The organism is Streptomyces sp. G45, from assembly GCF_049542095.1.
Lineage (GTDB): Bacteria > Actinomycetota > Actinomycetes > Streptomycetales > Streptomycetaceae > Streptomyces.
In genome coordinates, this window is the sequence record NZ_JBMUZU010000001.1 from 8106121 (window position 1) to 8124544 (window position 18424).

The window sequence follows — 18424 nt, forward strand, 5'->3', positions numbered from 1 at the left end:
TCAGATGGTCAGGGCGGCGAAGCCACCCGCCTGGAAGTCGTAGCTCACCGGTACCTCGACCAGGAACGGCCGACCCAGGCCCGCGCCCTTGCGCAGCGCCGCGAGCAGTTCCTCACGGGTGGTGGCCCGGACGGCCTCCACCCCGTTGGCGCGCGCGAGCGTGGTGAAGTCGACTCCGGTGAACTTCACCGCGGGGTCGTGGGAGCGGTGGTGGCCGATGTTCTGGTACAGCTCGATCAGGCCGTTGGCGTCGTTGTTGACGACGACGGTGACGATGGGCAGGTTGAGCCGGGCGATGGTCTCCAGGTCGGCGCTGTTGGAGTGGAAGCCGCCGTCACCGGCGATGAGGAAGGTCGGCTGTCCGGGCCGGGCGAGCTGCGCGCCGATGGCCGCCGGGATGCGGACGCCGTAGTGACGGAAGAACCCGATGTCGGAGACGATGGTGCCTTCCCCCGCTTCGGCGGTCTCCGCCATGACGGTGTTCATGGAGTCCATCACCTGGTGCACGCGCAGGCCGTCGTCGTACTGGCGGGGGTCGGCGAGGAACTCCGCTATGCGCTCCCGCAGCGGCGAGACGTCGTGCGGGGTCTTCGCGGCGAGTCCGGCGGTGCCCTGGTCGAGGAGCTCCACGAACTCCCGTACGTCGGTGACGACGTCGAGGTCCGGGCGGTAGACCCGCGGTACGGGGTTGGCCGTGGGCGAGACCCTGACCGTGGTCTTGTCCGTCCCGCGCTGCCACATCGAGGGGCGCAGATCCTCGGCGTAGTCATAGCCCAGGGTGAGGATGAGGTCCGCGGGGCCGAAGAGGGTGTCCAGGGCGGGGAAGTCCAGGATGCCGTCCATGTAGCCGGTGACCGCGCCGTAGTCCAGCTCGTGGCCGTGCGGCAGCACGCCCTTGGCGGTGTACGTGGTGATGACCGGCGTCCTCAGCCGCTCGGCGAGGGCGTGGATGGCGGGCACGGCACCGGAGCGGATCGCGGCGGCGCCGACGACCAGGACGGGGTGGCGCGCCGACCCGATCAGTTCGGCCGCCCGCAGCGCGGCCTCCCGCCAGCCGTCCTCGACCGCGCCGACCGGCTTGGCCAGGGCCCTGGCCCCGGGGTGCGGCCGTGTGGTGTCGACCTCGCTGCCGAGCAGGTCGACGGGCAGGGAGATGAAGCTGGGCCCGACCGGTTCGGTCATCGCCGCGCTCACCGCCGAGTCCACCAGGTCGGTGATGTCGTCGGGGCGTCGGAGTTCCACGCGGTACTTGGTCAGCGGGCCCATGACGGAGACCGAGTCGAGGCACTGGTGCGTGTCGTTGGGGAAGAGGTCGTGGGACTCGGACTGGGCGGCGAGCGCGATGACCGGCGACCGGTCGAGGACGGCGGTGGCGACGCCCGTGGCCAGGTTGGTCAAGCCGGGGCCCAGCGTGGCCCAGCACGCCTGGGGCCGACCGGTGATGCGGGCCAGTACCTCCGCCGCGACACCGGCGGTGAACTCGTGCCGGGTCAGCACGAAGTCGACGCCGTCCGCCTCGTCGAAGAGGATCGACGCGGCCTCGCGGCCGACCACCCCGAACACGGTGCGTACGCCGTGGTCGTGGAGCCGTCGCAGCAGGGCGTGGGCGGTGGTCTGGGTGGTGCGGGGGCCGGTGGACACACGGGACATGGCGGTTCCTCTGCGTCGATGCGGATGGCGGCTGCGCCGGTCGTGATCCCGGCACGGGGGTGGCGGGAGCCGAGGGGCTCTTCGGCGCTCACTGGGCCACTGTGTCGACCGCGCCTTGCAGGGGGGTGGACGGTTCCCTTGCACCGTTCCCGCGCGACCCGGTGACGGACGCCGGGGCCGCCGGGTCAGCCAACCGGAGCCCGGCAGTCGGTCAGGGTCAGGCACAAGGCGCCCGGTTCCGGGCGAGGGGCGGGCGCCGTCGTCGGGCGAAGGTGGGGGACGGCAGAGTGACGGCGCCGTGGAGCGGGGCGGTCCGCCGCGCCAGGCAGAGAGGACCGGATGACGCAGTGAAGCCGACGAGCTGTGAACCCCGTGCCGGGCTACGCGATCGGGCCGGAGCACCACCGATCGGCACGTTGGGCTGTCTGTCCGTGCGCGTCCACGGTCGGCCCCTGGAACTGGGACCGCCACGCCAGCGGGCCGTCCTCGCCCTGCTCCTGATCAGCGCGGGCAGCGTGGTGTCAGTCGACTCGATCATCACCCAGATCTGGGGTGACACCCCACCGGCAGCCGCCCACGCGACCCTGCAGTCGTATGTCTCCCGCCTCCGGAAGCTCCTCGCCGACTGCGTACTCCCCGACGGCTCGCGGCCCCGACTCCACTACCGGCAACCGGGGTACGAGCTGGTGATCGACCCGGAGCACGTCGACGTCCACAGCTTCGAGCGCTCAGCGCGCGTCGGTGTCCGGCTGGCACAGGAAGGGCGCGTCGAGGAGGCGCACGCGCTGCTCAGCCCCATCCTGGACGACTGGCACGGAGCGCCGTACGACGAGCTGAACGCGTACGACTTCGCCGTGCACGAAGCCGCCCGGCTCGAACAACTGCGGCTCAGCGCCCTGGAGGCGTGGGCCCAGTGTGCGCTGGGTCTTGGCGGGGAGGAGGACGTGCTGCACGCCCTGGCTCAGGAGGTGCGGCGGAACCCGCTGCGCGAGCGGCTGATCGGGCTCTATATGCACGCCCAGTACCGGCTCGGCAGGCAAGCGGACGCCCTGTGCACGTACGAGCGGACGCGCCGCGCCCTCGCGGACGAGATCGGTGCCGACCCCGGCAAGGAGCTGGCGGCGCTGCACGCGGCGATCCTGCGGCAGGACGGCTGCCTCGACCGCGCGCCCGGCGCCCTCGCCACCGCGCCCGGGGCCACCGCCACCGTCGCGACGGGCGGCCACAGCTCCACCGCGACGGTCGCGGCGGTCGCGCCCCGGTCCCCGACCGGCACCGAACCGGGCCGGATCACGATCCCGCCGCCCCGCCCCCGCCCCGGGCGGGGCCGCGACGCGGGAGCGCGTCCGCGCGGGTGCGGCGGCACGCGACCGGTGCTCGTCGGGCGGGACGAGGAGGTGCGGGCCCTGTCGGAGTCCGCCACGGGTGCTTTCCACTGCTCCGGCCGGGTGGCGTTCGTCGTCGGAGAGGCTGGCAGCGGCAAGACACGGCTGGTGTCCGAACTCGCGGGGACCGTCCCGCACGGCGTACACGTGGTGTGGAGCTCCTGTTCGGAGAGTGAGGACAAGCCGGACTACTGGCCGTGGACGACGCTCTTGCGCCGCTGGAACCGGCTCTGGCCCGAACGGGTGCGACGACTGCCCGGCTGGGTGCGCCACAGCGTCGCCCGCCTGCTGCCCGAACTCGCGTCGGACGGAGGCGATGTGCCGCACCCGCGACCGGTGCCGGGGCCGCTGACCAGGGACGCCCGGTTCACCCTGCATGACGCGGTGTGCCAGACGCTGCTCTGCACCGTCCGCGAGCCGACGGTCCTCGTCGTCGAGGACGTGGACCGGGCCGACGCCCCGTCACTCGCCGTGCTGCGGTTGCTCGTCGAGCAGGCGCGGACCGTGCCCGTTCTCCTCGTGGTCACCTCCCGCACCTTCCGCCTCGCCCACGACGGCGCGCTGCGGCGCGCGGCGGCGGTGATCCTCCAGTCGCCCGACGCACGCCGGATCCCGCTCAAGCCCCTTGACCTCCCGGCCACCCGTTCGCTCGTGGAGTCGACGCTGGGCGAGATCCCCGCACCGCACCTCCTGGACAGGCTCCACCGGCGCACCGTGGGCAACCCCTTCTTCCTCAGCTATCTGCTGCACGCGCGGCGGCAGGGGCTCTCGGGGGTCTGGACGCCGCGATCCCCCATGAGCTGGCCGGAGTCGTGCTGCAACGCCTGGCGGGCCTTCCTCCCGGAGTCCGCCGTGCCCTCGAACTCTGCGCGGTCAGCGAGGAGGGCTGCGCGCCCCGTGTCATCGAGGCCGTGCTGCGCCGCGAAGGCGTCCCCACGGACGTCCTCCTGACGGCCGTGCACGGCGGACTGCTGGAGTTCGCCTCCTCTGGAGCGGACCGGCTGCGCTTCGTCCACCCGCTGGTGCGCGAGGCGGTCTGGTACGACGTGGAGAGCGCGCGTGCGGTCGCGTCCGCCGCCGACGGTGTGCGGACGCCGTCCGCCGACTAGGCGGACGCTGACAGACGCTGGCTGACAGGCGCCGGTCGAGCTGTCGCCCGTTCCCGATAGTTCAGGTAGTTCAAGGTAGTTCAAGCGAACGGCAAGCGATGTGTGTCACGGTGGCTCCGCGGGCGGCGGACATGGCGCACGCGGCACGCCACGCCGCGCCACGGCTCGTGCCGCGGCTCCGTGGGGCACGGGCCGCGCCCGCCGTCGGCGCACGCAATGGTCGGCATCCGCTCCTCGGGAAGGGAACTCCAGTCCGATGCACGCCTCTTCTCCGCAAGGTTTCCGCATCCACCACGGCCGAGTCGGCATCAAGGAGGCGGATCCGGACTTCGCCGTGATCGCCTCGGAGGTGCCCGCGTCCGTGAGCGCGGTGTTCACCCGCTCGCGCTTCGCTGGCCCCAGCGTCCTGATCAGCCGGGAAGCGGTCGCGGACCGGTCGGCCCGCGGTGTCGTCGTCCTCTCCGGCAACGCCAACGTCGCCACCGGAGCCGAGGGACTGAAGGACGCCGAAGAGGTCCGCCGCCATGTGGCCGCGTCGATCGGGGCGGACGAGAACGACGTGCTGATCGCCTCGACCGGACTGATCGGCCACCGCTACCCCATGCCCCGTGTGCGCTCCCACGTCGCGTCCCTGCGGTGGCCGTTCCCCGGCGCGGACTTCGACGCGGCGGCCACGGCCATCATGACGACCGACACCCGGCCCAAGGTCCGCCGCGCGCGGTGCGGCGACGCGACGCTGGTCGGCATCGCCAAGGGGGTGGGCATGATGGAGCCGGACATGGCGACGCTGCTCACGTTCTTCTGCACCGACGCGCGGGTGGGCCCGGTCGTGCTCGACGACGTCTTCCGCCGCGTCATGGACCGTACGTTCAACGCGCTGAGCATCGACACCGACACGTCCACCAGCGACACGGTGGCCATCTTCGCCAACGGGCTCGCGGGTCCCGTGGACCTGGTGGCGTTCGAGGAGGCCCTGGACGCCGTCGCCCTGGACCTGGTGAAGGACATCGCCCGCGACGGTGAGGGCGCCACGAAGCTCATCGAGGTGCGGGTCACCGGAGCCAGGGACACCGGGCAGGCCAAGCGGGTGGCCAAGGCCGTGGTCAACTCGCCACTGGTGAAGACGGCGGTACACGGCGCCGATCCCAACTGGGGCCGGGTCGCCATGGCGGTGGGCAAGTGCCAGGACGACCTGGACATCGTGCCCGAGCGTGTCACGATCGGTTTCGGGGACCAGGAGGTGTACCCGACAAGGCCCGGCCCGGAGCGGCTCGCGCGCGTCGCGGAACTCCTGAAGGACGACGAGGTCGTCCTGAGCGTCGACCTCGGGGTGGGCGGGCGCTCCCCCGGCGAGTTCACGGCCTACGGCTGTGACCTCACCGAGGGGTATGTGCGGCTCAACGCCGACTACTCGACCTGACCGCCGTCGGCCCGGTGACGTCATGGCGTACGACTGCGATCCCCTCGCGGGGTCCGAAGGCGGGCTACGGGAGTCGGACTTCCGTACGGTACTGGGGCGTTACCCCACCGGGGTCGCCCTGGTCACCGCACCCGCGGGGGGTCCGGGAGCGGAGCCGCTCGGGATGGTCGTCGGCACGTTCACCTCGGTGTCCCTGGATCCGCCCCTGGTCGGGTTCCTGCCCGCGCGGACGTCGACGACCTGGCCGGGCATCCGGGCGGCGGGCCGGTTCTGCGTCAATGTGCTGGGCGCCGGACAGCGGGACGTGTGTGAGGCGTTCGCCACCAGGTCGCCGCACCGCTGGGAGGTCCCCCACCGGGGGTCGCCCTCCGGCTGCCCCGTCCTGCCCGACGCCGTCGCCTGGATCGACTGCGCGGTACACGCGCAGACCGAGGCGGGCGACCACTGGTTCGTCACGGGTCTGGTGCGTGCGATGGGCGTCGGGGGCCAGGGACCCCCGATGGTCTTCCTGGGCGGCCGATACGGCTCCTACGCGCCGCGACCGCTCCACTGGGACCAGGCTCTGGGACCCGTCTAGGGGCACCCGTCCCCGTCCTTTCGTACGGGATGGCTCAGGCGGGGCCCGTGGTCGCGTCGTGCACCTTCTCCAGCAGGTGGTCTGCGTCGGGGTGGCCCCACTCGGCGAGGATGGCCGCCGCGTGCTCCCAGCTCGCCCGGGCGGCTCGGTGATCCCCTTGGGCGTGCAGGGTGTCGCCGACGTGGCCGATGCTCTCGGCTTCGAGCGTGCGCTCGCCGATCTCGCGGTAGAGGACGAGGGCCTGCCGGTAACAGGACAGGGCGTGCGTGTACTGCCCCAGGTGGTGGTGCGCGTAGCCGATGCTGTCCCAGGCACGGGCCTCACCGCCCGCGTCCCCGGTGTCCTGGTGCAGGGCGACGGCCGCGGCGCACTGCGTGAGCGCCTCGTGGTGGTCGCCGCGCAGGATGTGGGTCCAGCCGATCTCGTTGAGGACGTTGGCCTGGCCCCTGGCGTTGGCGGTGGTCCGGTAGTGGGCCAAGGCCCGGGCGTAGTGCTCCAGGGCCTCCTCGTAGCGGGCGCGGCTGTTGGCGAGGAAAGCGAGGCTGCGCAGGGTGCGGGCCTGGCCGTCGCGGTGGTCGAGGGCGGTGAACAGGCGCAGGGCGCGGTCCAGGTGCGAGCGGGCCTCGGCGTCCGCACCCGTGCGGTGCAGGGCGAAGCCCAGGGTGCGGTGGAGGTGGGCGCGGCCGAGCGGATCGCCCAGCCGTTCGGCGGCTGCGAGACCCGCGCGCTGGAGGGAGATCTGCTCGTCCCTGAGCCCCCGGCGATCCGCGAAGAGCTCCAGGGTGAGCGCCAGTTGCCAGGCGTGGGTGAGGAAGCCGCCGGTGTCCGCGGACTCGACCAGGGCGAGCAGCGCCGGGAGCTCCACGGTGAGCCAGGCGGTGGCCGACTCCCGCCCGGAGAGGGGCGCGGGCGTGGCGCCGGTGTGGCGTGAGGGCGGGGGCTCGCGCTCGGTGCGGTGGGGATACAGCAGGTCGACGGCGGACTGCGCGGTGTGCAGGGCGTGGTCGAGGAGGCGCCCGAGGGCGTCGCGGCGCCCTTGCTCGGTCTCCTCGGCGCGGACGCGTTCGGCCGCGTAGGCGCGCAGCAGGTCGTGGCAGGCGTAGCGGCCCGGAGCGGGTTCGGTCAGGAGGTGCGAGCGGGTCAGGTCGGCGAGCGCCGCGCGTGCCTCGCGCGGCTCCAGGCCCGCCAGGCTCGCCGCGGCGTGCCGGGACACCTCGGGGCCGGGATGGATCGACAGGAGGCGGAACAGACGGGCGGTCGTGGGGGTCAGGTACCGGTGCGACCAGGAGAAGACGGCGCGGACGTCGGCCTCGTCGCCGGAGAAGGCGTCCAGACCGCCGTGGCCCTCGCGCAGTTCGGCGGCGATCGACGCCAGCGGGAAGCCGGGGCCCGAACCGGCGCGGGCCGCCACGATCGCGAGTGCCAGGGGCAGTCGGCCGCAGAGACCGATGATGGCCTCGGCAGCCGCCGCCTCGGCCGCGATCCGCTGCGGGCCGAGGCGGCGGGACAGGACCTCGCGCGCCTCCGTCTCGCTCAGCGGGCCCAGGATGAGCGAGCGGGCGCCTTCGGCGGCGATCAGGCCCTGGAGCCGGTTGCGGCTCGTGACCATGACGTGACAGCCGGGCGCTCCGGGCAGCAGGGGGCGCACCTGGGCGGAGTCCCTGGCGTTGTCCAGCAGGACCAGGACGCGCCGGTCCGCCAGCAGATGCCGGTACAGCGCGGCTCGGGCGTCCAGTCCGACCGGCATGTCCTGCGGATGCACGCCCAGGCCGTACAGGAAGGCACACAGGATCTCGCCGCTCTCCAGGGCGGCTCCGGCCGGGTCGAAGCCCCGCAGGTCCGCGTACAACTGACCGTCGGGGAAGCGGGAGGCGACGCCATGCGCCCAGTGCACCGCCAGGGAGGTCTTGCCGACCCCGGCCATCCCCTCGATCACCGTGATCGTCGGGGCCGGGGAGGCGGTGGCGCCGTGGGGGCCGCGTCGCGTCGACAGCGCCTGGGCGCGGGTGAGGTCGTCGTCACGTCCGGCGAACACCGGGAGGTCGGCTGGGAGGTGTGCGGGGCGGACTCGGGGGGTGCGGCGGGGTGGGGGCGGCGTGGTGGGTGACGGGGTGGGGGGTGGGGTCGGCGGGTCGGCGGTGCCCGTCGTGTCCGCATCCGTATACGTGCCCTTGCCCTTGCCCGTGCCCGTGCCCGTGCCCGTGCCCGTGTCTGGGGCGGGGCGGACGGTGGCCGGGTGCTGGTCGAGCACCCGCCGCTGGGCGTCGGTCAGCTCCCGGCCCGGCCCGACGCCCAGCTCCTCGGCCAGCCGCTCCCGCACGGCCCGGTATGCGGCGAGCGCCTCGGCCTGGCGTCCGGTGGCGGAGAGCGCCAGTACCAGATGCGCCTGCACGGACTCGTCCAACGGGTGGGCGGCGGCGGCCTGCCGCAGGGGGGCCAGGACGCGGCCCGACGCACCCGCCGACAGGGCCACCGTGGCGGCGGCGCGCACCGTGCTCACGCATTCCTCGTCCACGGCCGTGAACACCGGGTGCGACCGCACCTCCGCGGCGATGCCGCAGGCCACCGGGCCCCGCCACAGCGCGAGGGCGTCGGCGTAGAAGCCGGTCGCGGTCGGGGGCGAGCCGTCGCGCGTGGCCTGCCGAGCCCGCTCCGCGAGCTGCCGGAAGACCAGGAGGTCCAGGCAGTCGGCGTCGACGTCGAGGCGGTAGCCGCCGGAGCCGCGCGTCAGCGGTATGGTTCCGCCGCCGTTCCCCTCCGCGCTCAACAGGCGCCGTAACGAACTCACGTGGTGGCGCACCACGTTGGGAGCGCTCCGTGGCGGTCCCTGCGGCCACAGTACGTCGATCACGTCACTCAGGCCCACCGGTGAACCCGCGCGCACCAACAGCAGTGCGAGGAGGGCTCGTTGCTTGGGGGGACTCGGCGTCACTTCGGTCCTGCCGTGCCATGCCCTGACTGGTCCGAGCACCGTGAACCGCATAGGCACGAACTTTAGTCGGGCCCTGGGTGGGCTGTCCGGCCCGGGGCCTGGCGGGCTGTCCGGCCGCGGGAGGCGCCCGGGCTGCCGCCAAGGGCTTTTCGACACGTTTTCGACACGCTGCCTCCTCTACGCTCGCGGTACCACGGCGGCCGCAACGCCGCCTGTGCGAGGCAGTCGTGCGCACTAGTCGGCCCTGCGCCTCCTACCGGTGTGGGGCCTGGGGGTGTCGGGCGGCCGACGCGCCAGGGCGGGTTCGGGTCCGGCCGTGACCGATGCCGGAGCTGACACGGGGAGGGCTCTACATGACCGGCACAGCCACAGGCCGCGTGACCGTGACAGAGGGCGAGGAGCGCCGCCGCCACATCGTGGTCACCGCCCGCCGGGCGGGATCCGTCGACGTCACCGCGATCGCCGCGGACCTCGGTGTGTCCAAGGAGACGGTGCGGCGCGATCTGAGCCGGTTGGCGCGGCGTGGTCTGCTGCGGCGTACGCACGGGGGCGCGTACCCGATGCGGAGCACCGGGTTCGAGACGACGCTTGAGTCCCGCACGCGCACGCACGTCGAGGAGAAGACGCGGATCGCGGCGACCGCCGCCGGGCTCCTGCGTGATGCCGAGACGGTCTTCGTCGACGAGGGCTACACTGCCCAGCTCGTCGCTGAGGCACTGCCCGACGACCGTCCGCTGACCGTGATCACGGCATCGCTCGCCGCCGCCCAAGCCCTGGTGGCCCGTCCCCGGGTCAGGGTCCTGCTCCTCGGCGGCCGGGTCCGGGGCGGCACGATGGCCACCGTCGACCACTGGGCGGCCCGGATGCTGTCGGAGTTCGTCGTCGACCTGGCGTATCTGAGTGCCAACGGCATCTCCCGCGAGCACGGCCTCACCACCCCCGACCCGACCGTCAGCGAGGTCAAGCGGCAGGCCGTGCGCGTCTCGCGTCGGCGGGTGTTCTGCGGGGTGCACGCCAAGTTCGGGGCGGTGAGCCTTTGCCGGTTCGCCGAGGCGCGCGCCTTTGAGACGATCGTCACCGACATCCGACTCCCGCAGAGCGAGGCCCGCCGTTACGCGCTCCTCGGTCCGAAGGTGCTGCGTGTGTGACGGCGACGGTCTGAGCCCCCGGATCCTCAGGCGCTCCGGCCCTCAGGCGTGTGGCTCGCGGTGGAACAGGGCCGTCCACAGGAAGTCCTCGCCGAACAGCGGTGACCGCGGGGGCTCGGCGCGCATGCGGCGCAGTTCGACCTCGGTGAGGTCGGCGAAGATCCAGCGCAGGGACTGGGGGGTGTAGGCGAGCCCGCCCTGGAGCCCGCCGCGCCGGTAGAAGTCCGCGTCGTCCAGCTCCGAGCCCATGCCGCCCGCCGCGAAGCAGGTGAGCGCGTAGTGGCCGCCGGGCGCCAGCGCCCGGCCGAGCAGGTCCCGGTAGCTGACGCGGCGGTGCGGCGGCAGGTGGTGGAAGCACCCCGAGTCGTACACCAGGTCGAAGGGGCCGCCGAGCGCCGCCACGTCGAGGGCGAAGGCGTCCCCGAGGAGGAAGCGCACCTCGGCCCCGGCCTCGCGGGCCCGCTCCCGGGCCCAGTCGATGGCCTTGGGCGACAGGTCGACGGCGGTCACGTCGAAGCCGCGGGCCGCCAGGTGCAGCGCGTTGCGCCCCGGGCCGCAGCCGAGTTCGAGCACCCGGCCCGGGGCGATCAGGCCCCGGTCCAGGTAGGAGGCGAGGCTTTCGTCGGGCTTCGCCACGAAGAACGGGACCGCCTTGGAGCGGTCGGCGTAGAAGCCGTCCCACCAGTCGGCGCCGCCCTCGCTCCAGCGGTCGGCCTCCGGCGCGAACAGCCCGTCCAGGAGCCTCAGCACGTCGTCCGCGTCGCGGATGTTCCGGTCCATCTCCACCCCTTTCACGAGCTTCGAACAGTACCGGGAGAACGTACGAAACCCCAGGTCAAGGAGGGTTTGGTGAAGGCGTGGCCGGGTGTGTGCGGGGCGGGCGCGGGACCGGGTGGGGGGCACCCGCACCCGGGTGCCCGCGTCCGCGTACGGGGCCTTCGCGGGGCGTCAGGCGGGCTTTCCGGGGCCCGGCGGAGGGGGTTTCTACGGGGATTCCGGCAGTGGGCGGCCCTCGGTGTCGTGGGTGGCGAAGTAGCGGGTGGCCAGGCGCTGGCGGCGGGCCGCGAGCACCATCCAGGTGCCGAGGCACAGCTGCGCCGGGGCACGCCACACGTCCTCGAAGCGGTCCCGCACCCGGAGGAACGCCCGCGCGCCCAGCGCCACCGGCCGTGGCAGCGGCCGCCCCCGCCGCACGAGCAGGCACGGCGCCCGGTGCGGCAGCGACCGGGTGTGGGCGACCGGCGAGTCCAGGGTGTAGCGGCGCAGCACCTCGCGGGTCGCGGCGCGCATCACCAGGGGCGCGAGGCGCCACGCGGGGCAGGGGCGGTTGGCGGCGACGCCGAAGGGGATGTGGTGGGCGTCCTTGGCCGCGAGCCGCTCCCAGCGCTCGGGCGCGAAGGAGCACGGGTCGTCGTAGCCGGTGGCGTGGTAGTCGGGATAGCTGAAGCACAGCACGGAACCGGCCGGGATGGCGGGCAGCCCGTCGAGCGCGATGTCGGCGGTGGTGATCCGGTGGGCGATGCCGAACAGCGGGTAGAGCCGGAACGTCTCGTCGATGACGTGGCCGAGGTACCGGTCGTCGTCGGGCGTCCGCGCCAGGCGGCGCTGCGCGTCGGGGTGCTGGGCGAGGACGAGCAGCAGATGGGCCATCGCCTCGGAGAGCTGCACGACGGCCGTGTTGAAGAACGTGCCCTGGAGGTAGTACGCCCGCTCGCGCACCGACAGGCTCCCGGGCAGCGCGTGCGGCACGGACCCGGTGGCCACGCGGCGGACCAGGTAGCGGGTCAGGCGGTGGCGGCGGCGCAGGTGCCGGGGCCGGACGCACTTCAGGGCGCTCACCACGTCGTCGGCGTTGTCCGTGATGAGCCGCCGCACGCGCGGCGGGCACGGCTCGCGGAAGACCCGCTCGTAGAAGAACTCCGCCCACACCGGCATCATCAGGTCGCGCAGCCGCACCAACGACGCTCGCCCCGGGGCGAGTTCGTCCAGGACGGCGGCGGTGCAGCGGGCCGCCGCGCGCGTCAGCTCCGGCGCGGAACCGGCGAGGACGGCCAGGGTGGTGCGGGCCACCTCGTCGTAGCGGGGCCCGGACTCCAGGTGCTCCTGGTGGACCTCGGGCCCCGGCGCGAGCCAGTACCAGAACAGGTCGGACAGCGCCGCGCCCCGGCTGCGGCCGACGGCGGCCGGGTGCGCGTACAGTTCCTCGAACCGGTCGGGCCCCACCTGGTCGTTGGGGAAGGTGATGCCCTCGGCGCCGTTGACGCGGGCGAAGATCCGGGCGCGCAGGGCGACCACGCGCGGCGGCAGCCAGTAGGGCGTGGACAGGGCGACGAGCCCCGCCCCGAGTCCGAGCAGCGCCGCCCGCCGGGGCGTCACGGTGCCCGCCCCGGCCAGGCGCGGCTGACGACCTGGTCGCGGGTGAGGTCGCCCGGGGTGCGCCCGCCGCACAGGGCGAGGACGTGGTCGAACTCCTCGCGCAGCACGTCGAGGACCTGCCGGGCGCCCGCCTCGCCGTCCGCCGCGAGTCCCCACAGGACGGGGCGGCCGACGCCGACCGCGGTGGCGCCGAGCGCGAGCGCGACGGCGATGTCCGCGCCGTGGCGCACGCCGCCGTCGAGCAGGACCGGTACGCGGCCCGCGACGGCGTCGGCCACGGACGGCAGGGCGCGTACGGCGGCCGGGGCGGCGTCGAGCTGACGGCCGCCGTGGTTGGACACCCACACCGCGGCCACGCCCTCGTCGACGGCGAGCCGCGCGTCGTCGGGGTGCAGCACGCCCTTGAGGACGACCGGCAGGGGCGTCAGGTCGCGCAGGCGGCGCAGATGCCGCCAGGTCAGGGCCGGTGACATGGCGATGCGCAGGGTGCCGCCCGGGGGAGTGCCGGGCAGGTCGCGCATGTTCTCGGGGGCGAGTCCCGGCGGCAGTTCGTGGAAGCCGTGGCGCAGGTCCCGGGTGTGGCGGCCGAACACGGGGGAGTCGACGGTGACGACCAGGGCGGTGCAGCCCGCCTTCTCCGCGCGGCGCACGAGGGCCGCGGTGACGTCGTCGTCCGGCTGGGGGTAGAGCTGGAACCACAGGGCCGCGTCGGCGCGCACCTGTCGCGCGGCCCGCGCCACGTCGGCCACGGCGACCGTCGCGGCCACGCCGGTGACCAGGACGGTCCCGGCCGCCGCGGTGGCGCGGGCGGTGGCGCGCTCGCCGTCGGGGTGCGCGAGGCGGTGGAAGGCGGTGGGGGAGACCACCACCGGCAGCGAGGCGCGGTCGCCGAGCAGGCGTACGGAGGTGTCGCGCCGGTCGTTGCCGCGCAGCACGCGGGGCAGCAGCGCGAGGTCGGCGAAGGCGCGGTCGTTGTCGGCGAGCGCGGTCTCGGTGTCGGCGCCGCCCGCGAAGTAGTCGTAGTGGACGGGGTCGAGGGCGGCGCGGGCGCGCTCGTGCAGGGCGGCCAGGGTGGGGGGCGCCGAAGGGGCGCCTGCCGAAGGGGTGCCTGCCGAGGGGGTGCCTGCGGGAGGGGCGCTGGCCGGTGGGGGACTGGTCGGTGGGGTGCTGGCGGATGGGGCACTGGCGGGCGCGGTCCTTGCCGCTGGCCCGTGGGCCGGTGGTCCGCCGGGTGCCGGGAGGCTCACCGGTGGTCCGCGGTCGCCGGTGCCAGATGGGCGCGGAGGAACCGCAGCAGCGGGGCGCGGTGGACCTCCTCGCTGTCCCACTCGTTCTCCAGGTTCTCCGTCAGGTGGTGCTCGGCCACGGGCGTGCCCGCGGCGGAGCCACCGTCGAAGACGCGGACCACCGGGTGCAGATAGCGCCCGTCGAGGCCGCTGGTGTCGCTCTGCGTGACCCGGCCGACCTGGACGTCGAACGGGTTGACCCGGTCGTGGTCCGCGCCGTACTCCAGCGTGACGGCGAGGTAGCGGGAGACGTCTCCGAAGTCACCGTCGGCGACCGCCCGGTGGAGGTGGGCGAGGGGCACCTCCTCGTGGTGGCGCACGGTGCCGTCGGGCCCGATGAGCAGGGCGTCGGCCATGAAGGCGAACAGCTGCCACAGCGCGGAGCTGCGGTTGACGCGCGCGATCACCGCGTCGGCCGCGGCCTCCGGTGTGGGCGGCAGCTCCCGGGAGGGCCAGGGCACGCCGTGGTAGCGCCGCCGCAGGATGTGGTGCAGCGCGCGGACGCCGTACCGGAATCCATGGATGAATCCGCTGGTCGATTTCTTGAAGTCCCGCTGCTGGGTGAGGGTGCCCGCGAAGTAGAGATCGGGCACGTTCACGGATTCCCAGGCGTCGGTCTGCTCCGGGAACCGGTCGCGGATCGTCAGTCGCGGGCGGCATTCCGGGGCGAAAAGGGAGGCGTCGAACCGGAAGCCGGTGGCGAGAATGACACGGTCGTACCGAATCTCCTTGACCACCTCCCGCACCCGGGCGAAGCTCACCGCCACCAGATACGAGCCGTCGGGCCGCAGCCGGATCGACTGGACCGTGCCGTCCAGGAGCGCGTTCTGCGATTTCAACTGGTAGGTGTCGAGGAAATTGTTGTTCACCGCGCGCAGATGGCCGACGAAGTGGGTCTGCCAGGCGAGCCGCAGCGATCCTGGACCGGCCAGATGGATGACGGCGGCCGTCTCGATCAACTGGTCCGCGGTTTCGAACCCCGAATTCCCGCGGCCGATGATCAGCACCCGCTGCCCGGTGAAGTCGGCCGGGTCCACCGAGACGTCGGCGTACCGCTCGGCCGTCTCGACGCCCTCGATGTCGGGGACGTAGGGGCGGCTCACGCCGGTGGCCACGATCAGGCGCCGGGCGCGGAAGACACTGCCGTCGGCGGCGCGGGCCACGAAGTCGCCGGTGCCCGCCGGGGGTCCGGGCCGGGTGATCTCGGTGATGCGGGTGGAGTGGCGGACGGCGAGGCGGTGGGCGGCCGCGAAGTCGCCGAGGTAACGCACCATGGTGTCGGCGTCCGGGAAGTACCGAGGGGTGTAGTCGGTGAACAGCGGGGCGCCCTCGTCGGAAAGCAGCGAATTCCAGTCCGTGCGCAGCCGCAGCTCCGGGTCGTCCCAGCCGGTGTGCACCTTGTTGATCGATATGAGTTTGCGGTGCCGTGGGAATCGAGTGAAGAACGTACCTGGAGCGGCTCCGGACTCCACGATGAGATAGCTGTGCCCGGAGCGTTGGAGGAAATATCCCGCCTGGAGCCCGGCGGGCCCCGCGCCCACGATCAGATAGTCGACCGCCGCACCGTCAGTCACGCCATGCTCCCGTCTCCGGTGAGTGGGTCCTGGTCTCCAACTGCGTGCGTACGCAAGGTAATTGAGTTTTCAAGTGGGTCGCCACCCCGCCTCGTTGTGGCGTGCGTCACATCGAATGGGGGAGTGCTCGCGCCGCGTTCGGCGCTACCGTCATGGCGGTCGGTGCACAATGCCGCGAAATTCGGCCAGGGCGCCCGGAGTTGTTGACGCCTTCGGTATTCCTGGCGTCAATTCAGGGCAGGTCCCCCTCTCTTCCTCGGAGCGGCCACAAGTGGATAATTCGACTGAACCGCCCTTTCCGCAGGCACTCGTCGACGCGTTCCGCCGCCACCCCGCGTCCCCGGCCTTCGAGCACCGCTCGCGCACCGTCACCCGAGGAGACGTCCTGGCCCTCGTCGGCCGCTGCGTCGCCGCACTCCGGGCGGCCGGATTCGGCCCCACCAGCTCCCTCGCCCTGGCCACCGGCGTCACTCCCGAGGGCTTCGCCGCGCAGATCGCGGCCCACCTCCTCGGCTGCCGCGTCACGGGCCTTCGACCGGGCCTGACCCCGGCCCAGCTCGCCCACGTCCTGGCCGGTGGCGTCGACGCGGTCATCGCCGACGCCGACACGGCGCGGCCCGAACTCCTCGCCGCCGCGCGGCGAACGGCGGCACCGGGCGGCATCCCCGTCCTGCGCCTGGAGACCGACCTGCTCGCGGAGCCCGCCCCCGGCGACGAGCCGCCCTGCCGCGGCCTGCTCGACCGCGGCCTCGTCGCCCGCGGCCGCCCCGACGACATCGCCCTGGTGCACCTCACCAGCGGCAGCACCGGCCACCCGAAGGGCTGCGCCGTCACCTACCGCGCCCTGACCGCGTTCTGGGCCTGGCAGCCCGCCCGCTGGGACACGCGGATCACCCGCCTCGCCGCCGGATACCGGCGCTTCCTGCTGTTCGGCACCCTGACGAGCGCCGTCATGTTCGAGCACCTCGGCCTGTGCCTGCTCGGCGGCGGCACGGCCGTCATCCCCGACCCGCCCCTGGAGTTCCCCGCGGTCGTCGAGCGCCACCGCGTCACCGCGCTCCTGATGACCGTGCCCCGCCTGCACCACGTCCTGGACACGCTGCGCACCGAGGGCCCCCGCGCCACCGACCTGAGCGGCCTGCGCGTGGCGATCGTCGCCGGGTCGCCGCTCGCCCCGCACAAGCTCGCCGAGGCCGTGGAGCGCATCGGCCCCGCCGTGCACCAGGCGTACGGCCAGACCGAGACCGGCATGCTCACCCTGCTCACCCCCGACGACCTCGCCCACGGCACCGACGACGTCCTGACCTCCGTCGGCAGGCCCTGGGCCGAGACCGAGCTGAGCGTGCGCGACGCCGAGGGCGAGCCGCTGCCGCCGGGCGCCACCGGCGAGGTCTGGGCGCGCACGCCCTGCGCCATGGCGGGCTACTGGCGCGACCCCGAGGAGAGCGCCGAGGTGCTGCGCGGCGACTGGGTGCGCACCCGCGACATCGGCCACCTGGACCCGGCGGGCCACCTCCACCTGACCGGCCGCGCCCGCGACGTCGTCATCGTCAACGCGATCGTGCACTACACCGGCCCCATCGAGCGCGCCATCGCCGCCCACGACGACGTCGACCAGGCCTATGTCGTCGCCGCGCCGGACGACGAGACCGGCGAGGCCGCGCACGCCTTCGTCGTCCCGGCCCCCGGCAGGGCGCCCGAACTGGCCGCCCTGCGCGAGCACGTCGCCGCCGAACTCGGCGTCACCGGCCTGCCGTCCACGCTCACCGTCCTGGCCGAGGCCCCGGTCGCGGCGAGCGGCAAGCCGGACAGGCGCGCGCTGCTCGCCCGCGTCACCGCCGCTCGAACCGCGGCGCGCGACGACGCGCCCCGGGTTCACCGGCGCGCCGGGACGGCCTCCCGCCGCACGCCGCCGGACGGCTCGCCGGTGCCGTGACCGCCGCCCGCCGCCTGCCCGTTCCCCGGGCCCGGGCCGCCCTCCGCCCGTGAGAAGGCCCGCCGGTAGTCGCTCGGGGACACCCCGACGTGCTTGAGGAAGTGGTGGCGCAGATTGTTCGCCGTGCCGAGGCCGCTCAGCTCGCCGACCTTCTCCACGGGCAGGTCGGACGCCTCCAGCAGGCTCTGCGCCCGCGCGAGCCGCTGGTTGAGGAGCCACTGGAGCGGCGTCGTGCCGGTCGCCGCCTGGAGCCTGCGGTAGAACGTGCGCGGGCTCATCACCGCCCGCCGCGCCAGGTCCTCCACCGTCAGCGGCTCCGCCAGGTGGCGGCGCGCCCACTCCAGGACCGGGGCCAGGCCCGCGTCGTCGGTCGTGGGCACCGACAGGTCGATGAACTGGGCCTGCCCGCCCGGCCGGTGGGCGGGCACCACCATGCGCCGCGCCAACTGATTCGCGATGTGCGCCCCGAGGTCGCGGCGCACCAGGTGCAGGCACAGGTCGAGCCCCGCGCTCAGGCCCGCGCTGGTCAGGACGTCGCCGTCATCCACGTACAGGACCGAGTCGTCCACCCGCACCTTCGGATGGCGCGCGGCCAGCTGCCCGGTGTGCTGCCAGTGCGCCGTGGCGCGGCGGCCGTCGAGCAGGCCCGCCTCGGCGAGCGCGAAGGCGCCGGTGCACAGGGAGACCACGCGGGCGCCCGCCTCGTGGGCGGCGCGCAGCGCGTCGGCCAGGCCGGGCGGCAGCGGGGCGCCGTCCGTGACGACCGCGTCGGGCACCGACGGCACGATGACCGTGTCCGCCGCCGCGAGGTCCGCGAGCCCGTACGGCGTCCGCAGGGACAGGCTGAACCGGGCGGCGGCCACGGGCTCAGCGGGCTCGTCGGGCCCCTCGGGCGAGCCGGTGCCGCACAGCCGCAGGTCGTACCACGGGTCGTGCAGATCGGGCTGCGGCGTGCCGAACACCGTGCAGGGGATGCTCAGTTCGTACAGGTCCCAGGACGGGAGCCCGATCTCCTCGGTCACGACCACCGC

The 18424-nt window shown here is 73.9% G+C and carries 13 protein-coding genes; 6 read left to right on the plus strand and 7 right to left on the minus strand.

Features of this window, described 5'->3' with window-relative positions; translation table 11 throughout:
• Positions 1-1650 (minus strand): thiamine pyrophosphate-binding protein, encoded by a 1650-nt coding sequence (locus ACOBQU_RS34575; RefSeq protein WP_423632767.1) that lies wholly within the window; start codon positions 1648-1650, stop codon positions 1-3.
• A 431-nt stretch (positions 1651-2081) separates the two neighbouring features.
• Here ACOBQU_RS34575 and ACOBQU_RS34580 point away from each other — a divergent pair, with 431 nt between their 5' ends.
• From ACOBQU_RS34580 to ACOBQU_RS34595, 4 genes are all read left to right on the plus strand, one after another.
• Positions 2082-3986: a BTAD domain-containing putative transcriptional regulator gene (locus tag ACOBQU_RS34580; protein ID WP_423632769.1), complete on the plus strand. Its 1905-nt coding sequence runs from the start codon at positions 2082-2084 to the stop codon at positions 3984-3986.
• Complete coding sequence (locus ACOBQU_RS34585; protein ID WP_423632771.1) at positions 3947-4144, plus strand: hypothetical protein; 198 nt, start codon at positions 3947-3949, stop codon at positions 4142-4144. Before ACOBQU_RS34580 ends, ACOBQU_RS34585 begins: the two co-directional genes overlap by 40 nt.
• Before the next feature lie 256 nt (positions 4145-4400).
• Complete coding sequence (argJ, locus tag ACOBQU_RS34590) at positions 4401-5564, plus strand: bifunctional glutamate N-acetyltransferase/amino-acid acetyltransferase ArgJ (RefSeq protein ID WP_423632773.1); 1164 nt, start codon at positions 4401-4403, stop codon at positions 5562-5564.
• A 22-nt stretch (positions 5565-5586) separates the two neighbouring features.
• A complete protein-coding gene (locus ACOBQU_RS34595; protein ID WP_423632775.1) occupies positions 5587-6141 on the plus strand; it encodes a flavin reductase family protein in 555 nt (184 codons plus the stop codon).
• A gap of 34 nt (positions 6142-6175) precedes the next feature.
• On the opposite strand, the gene ACOBQU_RS34600 is transcribed toward ACOBQU_RS34595, so the two are convergent.
• The gene (locus ACOBQU_RS34600; RefSeq protein WP_423632777.1) at positions 6176-9124 is read right to left on the minus strand and encodes an AfsR/SARP family transcriptional regulator; all 2949 of its coding nucleotides are present in this window, start codon (positions 9122-9124) and stop codon (positions 6176-6178) included.
• 302 nt (positions 9125-9426) lie between these two features.
• Here ACOBQU_RS34600 and ACOBQU_RS34605 point away from each other — a divergent pair, with 302 nt between their 5' ends.
• Positions 9427-10221, plus strand: coding sequence for a DeoR/GlpR family DNA-binding transcription regulator (locus ACOBQU_RS34605; RefSeq protein ID WP_423632779.1), 795 nt, complete (start codon positions 9427-9429; stop codon positions 10219-10221).
• 42 nt (positions 10222-10263) lie between these two features.
• Here ACOBQU_RS34605 and ACOBQU_RS34610 read toward each other — a convergent pair whose 3' ends face one another.
• The 4 genes from ACOBQU_RS34610 to ACOBQU_RS34625 form a co-directional block, all read right to left on the minus strand.
• Positions 10264-11001 carry a class I SAM-dependent methyltransferase gene (locus ACOBQU_RS34610; RefSeq protein WP_423632781.1) on the minus strand — a complete coding sequence of 246 codons (738 nt, stop codon included), beginning with the start codon at positions 10999-11001 and terminating at the stop codon, positions 10264-10266.
• A gap of 204 nt (positions 11002-11205) precedes the next feature.
• Positions 11206-12597 (minus strand): cytochrome P450, encoded by a 1392-nt coding sequence (locus ACOBQU_RS34615; protein WP_423632783.1) that lies wholly within the window; start codon positions 12595-12597, stop codon positions 11206-11208.
• Positions 12594-13667, minus strand: a complete 1074-nt coding sequence (locus ACOBQU_RS34620; RefSeq protein WP_423634903.1) for an alpha-hydroxy acid oxidase — start codon at positions 13665-13667, stop codon at positions 12594-12596. The genes ACOBQU_RS34615 and ACOBQU_RS34620 overlap by 4 nt, the downstream gene beginning before the upstream one ends.
• A 173-nt stretch (positions 13668-13840) precedes the next feature.
• Positions 13841-15457 (minus strand): NAD(P)-binding domain-containing protein, encoded by a 1617-nt coding sequence (locus ACOBQU_RS34625; protein ID WP_423632785.1) that lies wholly within the window; start codon positions 15455-15457, stop codon positions 13841-13843.
• A 271-nt stretch (positions 15458-15728) separates the two neighbouring features.
• On the opposite strand from ACOBQU_RS34625, the gene ACOBQU_RS34630 reads away from it, so the two are divergent.
• Positions 15729-17393: a class I adenylate-forming enzyme family protein gene (locus ACOBQU_RS34630; protein ID WP_423632787.1), complete on the plus strand. Its 1665-nt coding sequence runs from the start codon at positions 15729-15731 to the stop codon at positions 17391-17393.
• Here ACOBQU_RS34630 and ACOBQU_RS34635 read toward each other — a convergent pair.
• A complete protein-coding gene (locus ACOBQU_RS34635; RefSeq protein ID WP_423634905.1) occupies positions 17333-18421 on the minus strand; it encodes a GlxA family transcriptional regulator in 1089 nt (362 codons plus the stop codon). The genes ACOBQU_RS34630 and ACOBQU_RS34635 overlap by 61 nt on opposite strands.
• Between the last annotated feature and the right edge of the window lie 3 nt (positions 18422-18424).